The organism is Caulobacter sp. D5 (genome assembly GCF_003185805.1).
Taxonomy (GTDB): Bacteria; Pseudomonadota; Alphaproteobacteria; order Caulobacterales; family Caulobacteraceae; genus Caulobacter.
This window is the reverse complement of sequence record NZ_QHJY01000091.1, coordinates 1-12,612: the sequence shown is the minus strand read 5'-3', so window position 1 is coordinate 12,612 and position 12,612 is coordinate 1. Positions and strand designations below refer to the sequence as shown.

Sequence of the window (12,612 nt, the reverse complement as noted above, 5' to 3'; positions counted from 1 at the left end):
GCGAGGGCGATGGCCGCAAGGCCGGCGGCCACGCCCATGCGTTCGCCCAGCATCCGCCGCAGCGGCGCGGCCAGCAGGGCGCCCAGGCCCATCAGGAAGATCGGCAGGGTGGTCAGCAGGCCGGCCGCGGCCGAGGAGGCGCCGGTGGCGGCCTTCACCGTGTCGAGCACCGGACCCAGCGCCGCCAGGGCAGGGCGCAGGTTCAGGGCCGCCACGACGATCGCCGCGATGGTGAGCACGGCGCCGCTTTTGGCGGCACGGGCGGCAAGGAGCGCATGTTCGCGCGCCTTGGCGTCTTCTTCGTAAGCGAGGACCACGATATATCTCGAAAGCAAGTATCTTGATGGCGAGATATATCCGATGACGGCGAAAGCCAAGCGTCACGACCGCGCAGGCGCGGCCTCGGTCCAATGGCGGCGTGAGCGGCCGGACCTCGATCCGTTCCCGATGGAGCTGGTCGGCCGCCTCTGCGAGGCCGCCGAGATCGTGCTCAAGGACAAGCTGGCGCCGCTGTTTTCGGCCCACGGCCTGCAGCGCGGCGAGTTCGACGTGCTGGCCACCCTGCGCCGGGCCGGCGGCGACTTCGCCCTGACCCCGACCGACCTCTACGAGACGGCCATGGTCTCGTCGGGTGGCATGACCGCCCGCATCGACCGGCTGGAGAAGATGGCCCTCGTCGAGCGCCGCCCGCACCCCAGCGACCGGCGGGGCACGCTGGTCGCGCTGACGGACGAGGGACTGGCGCTGCTGGACCGGATCCTGCCCCTGCACATCGACAACGAGCGGAGCTTGTTGGCGGCGCTCGATGGCGAGGAGCAGCAAATGCTGAACGCCTTGCTGGCCAAGTTGCTCGCGGGGTTTGAGGCGGAGTAGGGCGCCTAGAGCCCCAACCCCAGCCCGCCCCGCGCTTTCGGCGGGTTGATGTGGCCGGCCTCGCGGGCGCGGGTCCAGCTCAGCTTCTCGACGTTTTCGCGGAAGGCGAAGCGGAGGATGTGGTCGGCGACCACCTGCTCCAGCTTCTCCAGGGCCTCGAAGTCGTCGGCCTCGACGGTCATGTCGAGGCCTTCGGCGTCGGCGGTCATGCGGCAGGGCCCCAGCGGCAGCGGGAAGGCCGCCGTGGTCTCGGTCAACTCGACCTCGAACTTGTGGCCCCAGTGCTTGGCCAGCTGGGTCATGTAGCGGGCGGCCTTGTCGGTGACGAGGCGGGCGTGGCTCTGCATGGCTCTGCTCCTTGGCTCCCCGACGTCAGACAGCTTCGATCGCCGCGGCCGCGTCGTCCAGGGCCTTGGCGACGGCCGCGATCTGCTCGGCCGACAGGGCGCCGGCGTGCAGCTTCAGCCGCAGGGCGGTCTTGAGGTTCTCGCGGGCCCGCAGGATCTGCGGCGCGAAGGCGGCGCTGCGCGAGGCGGCTTCGGCCATGCGGGCGAAGAGACCGTTCACCGGCTGGGCGTTGGTTTCCAGGAAGGCCTGGCCTTCGTCGGTGATCGTGTAGAGCTTCTTGCCACCGCCGGCGTCGGTCGCGGCGACATAGCCCAGCTCTTCCAGCAGGGTCAGGGTCGGGTAGATCACGCCGGGGCTGGGGCTATAGGCGCCGCCGGCCGCGGTCTCGACCGCCTTGATCAGCTCGTAGCCGTGGCTCGGCTTCTCGGCGATCAGCTTCAGGACCACGAGGCGCAGGTCGCCGTGGTCGAAGAACCGGCCGCCGCCGCGGGGACCGCCACGGCCGAAGCCCCGGCCGCCCATGCCGCCGCCGTGTTCGCGACCGTCGAAGCCGAAGGGATGACGGCTGTGATGACCGCCGTGGCGGCCGTGGTGGGGATGATGATGACGTCCAAACATGTATGCTCTTTCGATGCAGTTTCGTTATATCGAAATAATAGATATATCGAAATCGCGGACGGTCAAGAGCTATTTAGATATATCTGATGCTATCGAATGCGGCGGGCCGTCGCAGGCGGCGCAATGAGGCCTCAGGCTTCGCGCAGGGTTTCGGCCAGCAGGCGGCCCTCGGCCGCGCGGCTGGAGCCGGCCCGCCAGGCGACGACGATCTCGCGGCTGGACTGGGCCGTGTTCAGCGGCCGCACGGTCACCGGCGCGTTCTCGGCCAGGCCCGCCTGCACGGCCATGGCCGGCAGGAACGAGACGCCCAGGCCCGAGCCGATCATCTGCACCAGGGTGGGCAGCGAAGTCGCCGCGAAGCTTTCCTCATCGCCGACGTTCCGGGGCGGCTCCAGACCGCAGGCGGACAGGGCGTGGTCGCGCAGGCAGTGGCCGTCTTCCAGCAGGATCAGCTCCTGGCCGTCGAGGCTGGAAGGATCGACCCGCTCCTGCAGGGCCATCGGGTGATTGGCGGGCGCGGCGGCCAGCAGTTCGTCGTCCTCGACATGGGCGCAGTCGAGGCCGCTCATGTCGTAGGGCAGGGCGATCAGGGCCGCGTCCAGCGAGCCGGCCTTGAGGGCCGCGATCAGCCGCTGGGTCAGGTCTTCGCGGAGAAAGAGCCGCAGCTTGGGGAACTGGTCGCGCAGCATCGGCAGGGCGCGCGGCAGCAGGTAGGGGGCCACGGTCGGGATCACCCCCAGCCGGAAGCGCCCGGCCAGCGGCTGGCCCGCCCCGCGGGCGGCCTGCACCAGGTCTTCGGTCTGGGCCAGGATGGCGGTGGCCCGGCGCACGGCCTCCTGGCCGGCGGCGGTCAGGATCACGCCCGAGCGGGCGCGATCGACCACCGGCGCGCCGAGAATCTTCTCCAGCTCCTGGATCCCGGCCGACAGGGTGGGCTGGGTGACGTAGCAGGCGTCGGCGGCCCGGCTGAACGAGCCATGCTCCGACAGGAGCTTCAGATATTGCAGCTGGCGGAGGGTCGGGAGCATGGCTTCCGATATAGGCCGCCTCTATCGAAACTCCAAAAGCAATCGAACCGATTTCGGGCTCGCCGCCGCTGGCTGATCGTGCGCATGTCGCCCGCGGCCCATCCAGCGCCTAAAGAACGTCCATGCCCTTCCCTGCGCTCCCCCTAAAGCGCCGCTTTCACCGCCTTGGCGAACGCCGCCCCGTGATCGTGGGCGTGCTCGAGGAAGAGATCCGGCTCGATGATCTCCAGCTCCATCAGCTGCGGCGTGTGATCGAGGCCGCGGATCAGGTCGACACGGGCATAGGTCAGGGGCGCTCCGACGGCGTCCAGCACCATGCGGGCGGCGTGCAGGGCCTCAGGCTCCGGCGCGATCTCGCTGACCTTGCCGCCGTACTGCGGCTGCACCCGGAAGTCGCCGGGTACGGCCACCTTGGTCACCGCGTGGCTGAAAACGCCGTCGAAGAAGAACAGCGACAGCTCCCCCTCCTCGCCCACCGCCGGCAGGAACGGCTGTATCAGAGCCGGCCCGGTGGGCGCGCCGGAGAGGTCGGAATCGCGATCCAGCTTCACCGTCTGGTGCGAGCCGCCGGAAACCTGCGGCTTGGCGACGACCACATCGACCTGGAAACGATCGCGGGCCTCCACGACAGCTTCGGGCGTGACCTTGTCGAGCGTGATGGTCGGCACCACCGGCGCGCCCTTGGCGGCCAGTTCGGTCAGATAGGTCTTGGCCGTGTTCCAGCGCAGCAGCGACGGCGGATTGGCCGTGCGCGCGCCGGCCGCCTCCAGGGCGTCGAGGCGCGCGTACCATTCGGGTTCGCGATGGTGATAGCCCCAGGACAGCAGCGGCAGGACGATCCCCTGCCCGTCGGCCTCGACCGGATCGGTCCAAGACCGTGATGCGACCGTCAGGCCCAAGGCCCGCAGCGGCGTCGCCAGGCGCTCGAACAGCGGCGGCCAGCTCTGGGCGAAGCGCGGTTCGTCGGCGGCGGGAACCAGGATCAGGACGTCGGGGCGGGCGATGCTCATGCCCCCAGGGTTAGAAAGCCGCACCGTATCGGGCAAGCCCCGCGTTGCCTTGCCGGCCCCGTTCCTTTACTTGCCAACGGTTCTCTTTTCGCAGTCCCTATCGGAACCCCTCATGACCGCCCTCTACGACGTCGCCGCCATCGGCAACGCCATCGTCGACGTCATCGCCCAATGCGACGACGCCTTCCTGGACGCGCAAGGGCTGGTGAAGGGCTCCATGGCGCTGATCGACACGACGCGCGCGGCCAGCCTGTATGACGCCATGGCGGCCGGCATCGAGGCCTCGGGCGGCAGCGCCGGCAACACCGTGGCGGGCGTGGCCAGCTTCGGCGGCAAGGCCGCCTTCATCGGCAAGGTCGCCGACGACCAGCTGGGCCGGGTGTTCACCCACGACATGCGCGCCATCGGCGGAACCTTCACCACCCCGCCGCTGGCCGAAGGCCCGGCCACCGCCCAGTGCCTGATCAACGTCACCCCCGACGCCCAGCGCACCATGTCGACCTATCTGGGCGCCTGCGTCGAGCTGACCGCCGCCGACGTCGACCCGGCGATCATCGAAGCCGCCCAGTACGCCTATCTCGAAGGCTATCTGTTCGACCCGCTGGAAGCCCGCCGCGCCTTCGCCAAGGCCGCCGCGCTGAGCCACGGCTCGGGCCGCAAGATCGCCATCACGCTTTCGGACAGCTTCGTCGTCGATCGTCACCGCGAGGCCCTGCTGGGCTTCGTCGAGACCCAGTGCGACATCGTCTTCGCCAATGCCTCCGAAGTGTGCGCCCTGTTCCAGACCGACGATTTCGATGCGGCCGTGAAGGAACTGGCCAAGCGGGTCGAGATCGCCGCCGTCACCCGAAGCGAAAAGGGTTCGGTGGTCGCCCAGGGCGACAGCGTCCAAGAAATCTCGGCCTTCCCCGTGGAAAAAGTCGTGGACACGACGGGCGCGGGCGACCAATACGCCGCAGGTTTCCTCTACGGCCTCTCCCAGGGCCGCTCGCTGGCCGACTGCGGCAAGCTGGGCTCCCTGGCCGCCGCAGAGGTCATCGCCCACTATGGTCCGCGTCCGCAGGTCAAGCTGCGCGACCTGGCCGCCCAGAACGGACTCTAACCACCCAAGGCCCTCCCGGGCCTTCAAGGACGAAGCATGGCCCGCACCGCTGAAGTGGTCCGCGAGACGAAGGAGACCCAGATCCGGGTCTGGATCGATCTCGACGGGACCGGCGCCTCGACGATCTCCACCGGCATTGGTTTCTACGACCATATGCTGGAGAGCTTCGCGCGCCACGGCGGCTTCGACCTGAAGATCGAGACCAAGGGCGACCTGCACATCGACATGCACCACACGGTGGAAGACACCGGGATCGTGCTGGGTCAGGCGATCAACAAGGCGCTGGACGGCTTCAAGGGCATCCGGCGCTTCGGCCACGCCTACATCCCGATGGACGAGACCCTGACGCGCTGCGCCATCGACCTGTCCAACCGCGCCTATCTGATCTGGAAGGTCGAGTTCAAGCGGCCCAAGGTCGGCGAGATGGACACCGAGCTCTTCAAGGAGTTCCACCACGCGTTCGCCATGAACTGCGGGGCGTGCATCCATCTGGAGACGCTGTACGGCGACAACACCCACCACGTTGCGGAAAGCGGCTTCAAGGCGCTTGCCCGAGCCCTGCGCCAGGCGGTGGAGTTCGATCCGAAGACCGGCGGCCAGGCGCCGTCGACCAAGGGCGTGCTGTAGGTTCCATGCAAACTCTCGCCCTGATCGACTACGGGTCGGGCAACCTGCGATCGGCGGAGAAGGCCTTGAACGAGGCCGCCCGCCGGCGCGGCGTCGCCGCCTCCATCGTCGTCACCGCAGATCCCGACCTCGTGGCCAAGGCCGACCGGGTGTTCCTGCCCGGCGTCGGGGCCTTCGCCTCGTGCCGCGCGGGCCTGGACGCTTCCGGCGTGTTCGAGGCCATGAACGAGGCCGTGCACCAGCGCGGCGCGCCGTTCATGGGCATCTGCGTCGGCCACCAGCTGCTGGCCACCGAAGGTCTCGAGTTCGGCGTCACGCCGGGCCTGGACTGGATGGGCGGCCAGGTGAAGAAGCTTCAGCCGTCCGATCCGTCGCTGACCATCCCGCACATGGGCTGGAACGCGATCGCCTTCTCGCGCGCTCACGCCCTGTTCGCGGGCATCGAGGACGGCGCCCACATGTACTACGCCAATTCCTTTGCCTTGGCGGCGGCCGATCCGGCCGACGTGGTGGCGACCAGCGACCACGGCGGCGCGTTCGTCGCGGCGGTGGCCAAGGGGAATGTCGCGGGCGTACAATTCCACCCCGAAAAATCACAAGCCGCCGGGCTCGCCCTGCTCGCCAACTTCCTGGAATGGCGCCCATGATCCTCTATCCCGCCATCGACCTGAAGGACGGCCAGTGCGTGCGCCTGCTGCACGGCGACATGGACAAGGCCACGGTCTTCAACAACAGCCCGGCCGACCAGGCCCAGCGCTTCGTCAAGGACGGCTTCTCGTGGCTGCACGTCGTTGACCTGAACGGCGCCATCGAAGGCAAGTCGGTCAACACCGCCGCCGTGCAGTCGATCCTGGAGTCGATCTCGATCCCGGTGCAGCTGGGCGGCGGCATCCGCACCCTGGAAGGCATCGAGGCCTGGATCGAGGCCGGCGTGTCGCGCGTCATCCTCGGCACCGTGGCCGTCCACGACCCGGACCTGGTCCGCAAGGCCGCCCGCCTGTGGCCCGAGCAGATCGCCGTGGCCGTCGACGTGCGTGACGGCAAGGTCGCGATCGACGGCTGGACCGGCCTGTCGGACATCGACGCCATCACCCTGGGCAAGCGCTTCGAGGACGTGGGCGTGGCCGCCCTGATCGTCACCGACATCAGCCGCGACGGCGCCCTGACCGGCGTCAACGTCGAGGGCGTGGGCGAACTGGCCGACGCCGTCTCGATCCCCGTCATCGCCTCGGGCGGCGTCGCCTCGGTGGCCGACATCGAGCGGCTGAAGGCCCGCAAGGGCGTCGAGGTCGCCGGCGCCATCCTGGGCCGCTCGCTCTACGCCGGCACCATCAAGCCCTCCGAAGCCCTGGTCGCGGCGGCGCTCTGATGCTGAAGACCCGGATCATTCCTTGCCTCGACGTCAAGGACGGCCGGGTCGTCAAGGGCGTCAACTTCGTCGACCTGCGCGACGCGGGCGACCCTGTCGAGCAGGCCGCGGCCTATGATGCGGCCGGCGCCGACGAGCTGATGTTCCTCGACATCACCGCTTCGAGCGAGGGCCGAGGCCTGATCCTGGACGTCATTTCGCGCACCGCCGAGGTCTGCTTCATGCCCGTCTCGGTGGGCGGGGGCGTGCGCCAGGTGGCCGACATGCGCCGCCTGCTGCTGGCCGGGGCCGACAAGGTCTCGACCAACACCGCCGCCGTCGAGAACCCCGACCTGATCGCCGCCGGCGCCGACGCCTTCGGGGCCCAGTGCGTGGTGGTGGCCATCGACGCCAAGGCCCGGCCGGACGGCTCGGGCTGGAACGTCTGGACCTATGGCGGCCGCAAGGACACCGGCCTCGACGTGGTCGACTGGGCCGCCAAGGTGGTCGAGCGCGGCGCGGGCGAGATCCTGCTGACCTCGATGGACCGCGACGGCGCCAAGATCGGCTACGACATCCCGCTGCTGCAGGCCGTGACGGGCGCGGTGAACGTGCCGGTGATCGCCTCGGGCGGCGCGGGCAAGACCGAACACCTGGTCGAGGCCGCCCGCGACGGCCACGCCGCCGCCGTGCTGGCCGCCTCGATCTTCCACTTCGGCGAGATCTCGATCGGCGAGGCCAAGGCCGCCATGGCCGCCGCCGGCGTGCCGGTGCGCCTGGATCCAGCGAGAACCGCCGCATGAGCCGGCTGTTCGAGGTCCTGGAGCGGCTGGCCGCCACCGTCGAGAGCCGCAAGGGCGGAGACCCGACCGCGTCCTACACCGCCAAGCTGCTGAACGACCCGGCCCTGGCCGCCAAGAAGCTGGGCGAGGAAGCCGTCGAGACGGTGATCGCCGCCGTGGCCCAGGGTCCCGAGGCCCTGGCCTCGGAGAGCGCCGACCTGCTGTACCACTGGCTGGCCCTGATGGCGGCGGCCGGGGTGTCGCTGGACGCCGTGGCCGAGAAGCTCGAGGCCCGCGAGGGAACCTCCGGACACGCCGAGAAGGCGTCGCGGGGCGGCTGATATTAGCCCCTCTCCCTATGGGAGAGGGAGCAAACTTCCCCTACCCCTTCCGCTTCAGCGCCACGTAGAGCGCGCCCTCGCCGCCGTGGCGTTGGTCGGCCGGCGATACGCCGGCGATCATCTCGCGCAGGGCCGGAGCGGCCAGCCATTCGGGGGTGCGCTGGCGCAGGACGCCGTGGCCGACCTTGCCCTTGCCGGTGATCACCAGCACCGCCCGGTGGCCGTCGTCGAAAGCCCGGCGGATGAAGCGTTCGAGGGGCGCGCGGGCCTGGTCCTGGTCGAGGCCGTGCATGTCTAGCCGCGCGCCGATCGGGTCGTGGGCCTTGGCGATGCGGCGATGGCGGTTGGGCTCGATGCGTTCGGGCGGCGGCTTGGGCGCCTTGGGCTTGGGCTTGAGCGCCGGAATGTCGGCCGGATCGATGCGCAGCGGCGCGATCGAGGCCAGGCGGGTCGGCGGGGCGACCTCGGCGGCGTGACCCATCAGCTCGGCCTTGGCCGGACGCACCTTGACCTTGGCGCGCATCTTCAGCGGCGTCTCGCCGGCCTTGGCGCGCACCGTGGAGGCCACCAGCCGCCAGAGGCGCTGGCCGTCGTCGTCGGGCGGCCGCTTGCTCATCGGATCAGGCCCCGGGGATCAGGATTGCGGCTGGGGGACCAGGCGCCACAGGCGCAGGTCGTGGCGCACGCGGCCGGCCTCGGTTCCCGCCGCCTGGCCCGTGCCCATGTAGAGGTCGGCCCGCACCGCGCCCTTGATGGCGCCGCCGGTGTCCAGCGCCACCACGGCCCGGCGATAGGTCGGGAAAGCCCCTGTCAGCTTGGGCGCGCTGGCGTCGATCCAGTAGAGGCCGCCCAGGGCGTTCTGGCTGGGGTCTACGGCGATGGCGCGGCCGGCCGGCAGCGGCACATTGGCCGCGCCGGTGGCCTGACGGCCGTCGTCGGGCAGGGTCTGGAAGAACACGTAGCGCGGGTTCAGCCGCATGATCTCGTCGGCCTTGGGGCCGCGATTGGCCGCCAGCCAGCCGCGGATCGCCTCGCCCGAGGTGTCGCCGTCGGCCAGCAGGCCGCGATCGCGCATGGCCGTGGCGATGCCGGTGAAGGGCTTGCCGTTGTGGGCGGCGAAGGCGGCGCGCACGCGGCGGCCGTCGGGCAGGGTCAGGACGCCCGAGCCCTGAATCTGCAGGAAGAACAGGTCCTCGGGCCGCAGCCAGGCCAGCGGCCGGTCCAGCGGCGAGGCCTCGATGGCGGCGCGGTCGTCATAGGGGACGAAGGCCCCGCCGCAGACGCGACCGGCGACCGTCTTGCCCTTCAGGGCCGGGTCGAAGGCGCCCAGCTCGAGCATGACCAGGTCGGCGGGGCGCCCGCGCATGGGGGCGCTGAACTCGGCCGAACGCGACATCCGGGCCTCGTATTCCGGCGCGAAATAGGCGGTCAGCAGGCCCTGGCCGGCGATCGGCTCGGGGCGAAAATTGGCTTCCAGGAACAGGCGCGCGGCCGCGTCATCGACCGGCCCGGCCTGCCTGGCCTTGCGGCACACCGCGGCCGTGGGCGGATCCTTGGCGACGCCGCAGGTCTCGCGGAAGGCCTGCAGGGCGGCGGCGTGGTCTTCCTCGTTCCAGCCCTGCAACGCCGAGAAGCCGGCCCCTGAAGAGATCGGCGGGATCGGTTGCGGCCCGGGCGTCGGGGTCGTCGAGGGCGGGATCGGCGCCGTCGGGGTGATCGGCAGGGGCGGCGCGGCCGTCGTACAGGCGGCCAGAACCAGGGCGGCCGCCGCGGCGGTCAGGACGGAACGCAACATCAGGCCTCGGCGACCGCGACGCGCACCAGGGTCCAGTTGGGATCGCGGCTCTTGAGGTCGCGCTCGAAGGTCCACAGGTCGGCCGTGCGGCGATCGTCGACCGCCTCGCCGGCGGCGCTGGTCGAGCGGGTGCGCACCTCGCCGAGAATCCGCACCACGGCGCGGCCGACGTCGCCCTCGACCGAGGCGCTGTCGAGGTCGACGCGCGGCAGGGTCAGCAGTTCGACGCTCTCGGTGCGGCCCTCCGCCTCGCGGGCGGCGATCGCGCCTTCGAAATTGGCCATGACGTCGGGCGCCAGCAGCGGCCGTAGGGTTTCGCGATCGCCGGCGGCGAAGGCCTTGAGGATCATCTCGTAGGCCTGGCGGGCGCCCACCAGGAAGCGACCGACGTCGAAGTCGGGCTGGCGGGCGCGCAGGGCGGCGACGCCGGTGGCGGCCACCGGAGCCACGACCTCAGGGCTCTCGGCCGGGCGACCGGCGGCCGGGGCGGCCACGGCCGCGGGCGTATCCTCGGGCTGACGCCCGATCCGCCGGCCAAGCACGGCATAGAGCTGGTAGAGGACGACGGCGGCGAGCACCGCGAAGACGATCAGTTCAGTCACGACAAATTCCGCATCGGGCCGTCGATGGCGACGACAGCCTTCCTATATAGGCGAAGCGACCGCCCGCGTCAGGCGCCTGACGTTGCACGGCGTTCTCGCACATGTTAGCAGCGCCGCTCACGCCTAAGGCCGGGCGACCCGCGCCGAACACGGAAAACGTTCATGACCGACACCATCGGCGCTCCGCCCGCCGCCCAGGACGACAACGAAGCGGCCGCCGCCGGCATCCGCATCGTCGCCCAGTTCGTTCGCGACCTCTCGTTCGAAAACCCGCTGGCCCCGGACTCGCTCCGCGCCGCCGCCGACCAGCCCGCGATCGACATGGGCGTCGAGATGAACGCCCGCGGCCGCAATGACGGCCTGTTCGAAGTCGACCTGAAGCTGTCGGCCCGCGCCACGCGCGGCGAGACCGCCGTGTTCCACGTCGAGGTCGTCTACGGCGGCCTGTTCCACATCACCGGCGTGCCGGAAGAAGCCCTCGAGCAGGTCCTGCTGATCGAGTGCCCGCGCTTCCTGTTCCCGTTCGCCCGTCGCCTGATCGCCGACGTCACCAGCGAAGGCGGCTTCCCGCCCTTCCTGATCGACCCGATCGACTTCGGCGGCGTCTACGCCGCGCGCAAGGCCCAGGCCGAAGGCGCGCCGGTCGGCAACGCCTGATCTAGGCGCGATCGCCGAATTGAAGAAGGCCCGGAGCGAAAGCCCCGGGCCTTTCTTTTTGCTCGCCCGTCGGCGACGCGGCTACGGCTGCAGCCGGTAGCCGCCCGCCTCGGTGATCAGGATCCGCGCCACGGCCGGATCGGGCTCGATCTTCTGGCGCAGGCGATAGACGTGGGTCTCCAGCGTGTGGGTGGTGACGCCGGCGTTGTAGCCCCAGACCTCGGTCAGCAGCTCCTCGCGCGACACCGGCTTGGAGCCGGCGCGGTAGAGGTACTTGAGGATGTTGGTTTCCTTCTCGGTCAGCCGCACCTTCTTCTGCTTGTCGTCGACGAGCAGCTTGGCCGACGGCCGGAACTCGTAGGGACCGATGCGGAACAGCGCATCCTCCGAGGCCTCGGAGCTGCGCAACTGGGCGCGGATGCGGGCCAGCAGCACCCCGAAGCGGAAAGGCTTGGTGACATAGTCGTTGGCGCCCGATTCCAGGCCCAGGATGGTGTCGCTGTCGCTGGCGGCGGCGGTGAGCATGATCACCGGCGCGGTGACGCCGTTCTTGCGCATCAGCCGGCAGGCCTCGCGGCCGTCCATGTCGGGCAGGTCGACGTCGAGCAGGATCAGGTCCGGCTTGATCTCGCGGGCCTGGCGCACGCCTTCGCCGGCGGTGGCGCATTCGGCCACGGCGAATTCCTCGTGCAGGGCGAGCTGTTCGGCCAAGGCGCCGCGCAGGTCGTCGTCGTCGTCGATGAGAAGCAGGGTCTTGCGTTGCGCCATGAGCCGGAACATGACCGCTGCGAGGCCCGGCGCCAAGGGGCGCGGCTTGCGGGAGCGGGGTTTGCGATGATCTTCCAGGCGTATTCGGACGGAACGATCGATCTCGGCGACGGCCGGAGCGTCCGCTGCGCCCTCGGCAAGGCCGGCGTCGTCGCCGCCGCCGACAAGCGCGAGGGCGACAATCGAAGTCCCCTGGGGATTTGGACGATCCGAAAGGTGCTCTACCGGCCCGACGTCTATCCGGACGGCCCCCTGACGGCCCTGCCCGTCGCGCCGATCGCCCCCGACGACGGCTGGTGCGATGCGCCCGGCGATCCGAACTACAATCGGCCGGTGAAGCTGCCCTACCCCGCCAGCGCCGAGCGGATGTGGCGCGAGGATTCGGTCTACGACCTGGTCGGCGTCCTGGCCCACAACGACGATCCGCCGGTTCCGGGGATGGGCTCGGCGATCTTCCTGCACCTGGCGCGGGAGGGATATCCGGGCACCGAGGGCTGCGTGGCCCTGGCGCGGGCGGACATCGAGGCGCTGTTGGCCAAGGCGCAGCCGGGGGACGCGATCGGGATCTCGGAGGCGTGACCTCAAGACGTCTGGCCCTGTGAAGAAGTCCTTCTACCCTTGCGGGAGAAGGTGGCCTCCGAAGGCCCTCCGCCAAGATGCTCCCCCTGAAGGGGGAGCTGTCGCGAAGCGACTGAGGGGGATGTGACTTCGGC

17 protein-coding genes and 1 pseudogene are annotated in these 12,612 nt (G+C 70.1%); 9 read left to right on the top strand and 9 right to left on the bottom strand.

The window, feature by feature from the left end; genetic code table 11:
• Positions 1-317: pseudogene (locus tag DMC18_RS07055) on the bottom strand (hypothetical protein); the annotation flags it as partial.
• A 43-nt stretch (positions 318-360) separates the two neighbouring features.
• On the opposite strand from DMC18_RS07055, the gene DMC18_RS07050 reads away from it, so the two are divergent.
• Positions 361-873, top strand: coding sequence for a MarR family winged helix-turn-helix transcriptional regulator (locus DMC18_RS07050; protein WP_110118393.1), 513 nt, complete (start codon positions 361-363; stop codon positions 871-873).
• Between the two features lie 5 nt (positions 874-878).
• Here the strand turns inward: DMC18_RS07050 and DMC18_RS07045 are convergent, their stop codons facing one another.
• From DMC18_RS07045 to DMC18_RS07030, 4 genes are all read right to left on the bottom strand, one after another.
• Positions 879-1,220 carry a DUF2218 domain-containing protein gene (locus DMC18_RS07045; RefSeq protein ID WP_110118394.1) on the bottom strand — a complete coding sequence of 114 codons (342 nt, stop codon included), beginning with the start codon at positions 1,218-1,220 and terminating at the stop codon, positions 879-881.
• A gap of 25 nt (positions 1,221-1,245) precedes the next feature.
• Complete coding sequence (locus DMC18_RS07040; RefSeq protein WP_110118395.1) at positions 1,246-1,839, bottom strand: PadR family transcriptional regulator; 594 nt, start codon at positions 1,837-1,839, stop codon at positions 1,246-1,248.
• A gap of 131 nt (positions 1,840-1,970) precedes the next feature.
• Positions 1,971-2,867, bottom strand: coding sequence for a hydrogen peroxide-inducible genes activator (locus DMC18_RS07035; RefSeq protein ID WP_110118396.1), 897 nt, complete (start codon positions 2,865-2,867; stop codon positions 1,971-1,973).
• Positions 2,868-3,010: 143 nt separating this feature from the next.
• Positions 3,011-3,877 (bottom strand): RimK family alpha-L-glutamate ligase, encoded by an 867-nt coding sequence (locus DMC18_RS07030; RefSeq protein ID WP_110118397.1) that lies wholly within the window; start codon positions 3,875-3,877, stop codon positions 3,011-3,013.
• Between the two features lie 112 nt (positions 3,878-3,989).
• On the opposite strand from DMC18_RS07030, the gene DMC18_RS07025 reads away from it, so the two are divergent.
• From DMC18_RS07025 to DMC18_RS07000, 6 genes are read left to right on the top strand one after another with little or no spacing between them, the layout of a single operon-like run.
• Complete coding sequence (locus DMC18_RS07025) at positions 3,990-4,979, top strand: adenosine kinase (protein ID WP_110118398.1); 990 nt, start codon at positions 3,990-3,992, stop codon at positions 4,977-4,979.
• 36 nt (positions 4,980-5,015) lie between these two features.
• Positions 5,016-5,606 carry an imidazoleglycerol-phosphate dehydratase HisB gene (gene hisB / locus DMC18_RS07020; RefSeq protein WP_101713144.1) on the top strand — a complete coding sequence of 197 codons (591 nt, stop codon included), beginning with the start codon at positions 5,016-5,018 and terminating at the stop codon, positions 5,604-5,606.
• Between the two features lie 5 nt (positions 5,607-5,611).
• Entirely contained in the window at positions 5,612-6,253 is a 642-nt protein-coding gene (hisH, locus tag DMC18_RS07015) for an imidazole glycerol phosphate synthase subunit HisH (RefSeq protein WP_110118399.1), read from the top strand.
• Complete coding sequence (hisA, locus tag DMC18_RS07010) at positions 6,241-6,975, top strand: 1-(5-phosphoribosyl)-5-[(5-phosphoribosylamino)methylideneamino]imidazole-4-carboxamide isomerase (RefSeq protein WP_199228335.1); 735 nt, start codon at positions 6,241-6,243, stop codon at positions 6,973-6,975. Before hisH ends, hisA begins: the two co-directional genes overlap by 13 nt.
• Positions 6,975-7,757, top strand: coding sequence for an imidazole glycerol phosphate synthase subunit HisF (hisF, locus tag DMC18_RS07005; RefSeq protein WP_110118400.1), 783 nt, complete (start codon positions 6,975-6,977; stop codon positions 7,755-7,757). Before hisA ends, hisF begins: the two co-directional genes overlap by 1 nt.
• The gene (locus DMC18_RS07000; RefSeq protein ID WP_110118401.1) at positions 7,754-8,077 is read left to right on the top strand and encodes a phosphoribosyl-ATP diphosphatase; all 324 of its coding nucleotides are present in this window, start codon (positions 7,754-7,756) and stop codon (positions 8,075-8,077) included. The genes hisF and DMC18_RS07000 overlap by 4 nt, the downstream gene beginning before the upstream one ends.
• Before the next feature lie 40 nt (positions 8,078-8,117).
• Here the strand turns inward: DMC18_RS07000 and DMC18_RS06995 are convergent, their stop codons facing one another.
• The 3 genes from DMC18_RS06995 to timA are packed head-to-tail and all read right to left on the bottom strand — an operon-like array spanning position 8,118 to position 10,474.
• A complete protein-coding gene (locus tag DMC18_RS06995) occupies positions 8,118-8,693 on the bottom strand; it encodes a Smr/MutS family protein (protein ID WP_110132800.1) in 576 nt (191 codons plus the stop codon).
• 18 nt (positions 8,694-8,711) lie between these two features.
• Complete coding sequence (locus tag DMC18_RS06990) at positions 8,712-9,872, bottom strand: murein transglycosylase A (protein ID WP_110118403.1); 1,161 nt, start codon at positions 9,870-9,872, stop codon at positions 8,712-8,714.
• Complete coding sequence (gene timA / locus DMC18_RS06985) at positions 9,872-10,474, bottom strand: TIM44-related membrane protein TimA (RefSeq protein WP_110118404.1); 603 nt, start codon at positions 10,472-10,474, stop codon at positions 9,872-9,874. The genes DMC18_RS06990 and timA overlap by 1 nt, the downstream gene beginning before the upstream one ends.
• Before the next feature lie 162 nt (positions 10,475-10,636).
• On the opposite strand from timA, the gene secB reads away from it, so the two are divergent.
• On the top strand, positions 10,637-11,131 hold the full coding sequence (gene secB / locus DMC18_RS06980; protein ID WP_110118405.1) for a protein-export chaperone SecB: 495 nt from the start codon (positions 10,637-10,639) through the stop codon (positions 11,129-11,131).
• Positions 11,132-11,212: 81 nt separating this feature from the next.
• On the opposite strand, the gene DMC18_RS06975 is transcribed toward secB, so the two are convergent.
• Positions 11,213-11,899, bottom strand: coding sequence for a response regulator transcription factor (locus DMC18_RS06975; protein ID WP_199232547.1), 687 nt, complete (start codon positions 11,897-11,899; stop codon positions 11,213-11,215).
• A gap of 66 nt (positions 11,900-11,965) precedes the next feature.
• Between DMC18_RS06975 and DMC18_RS06970 the strand changes: the two genes are divergently transcribed.
• On the top strand, positions 11,966-12,478 hold the full coding sequence (locus DMC18_RS06970; RefSeq protein ID WP_110118407.1) for a L,D-transpeptidase: 513 nt from the start codon (positions 11,966-11,968) through the stop codon (positions 12,476-12,478).
• Positions 12,479-12,612: the final 134 nt, after the last annotated feature.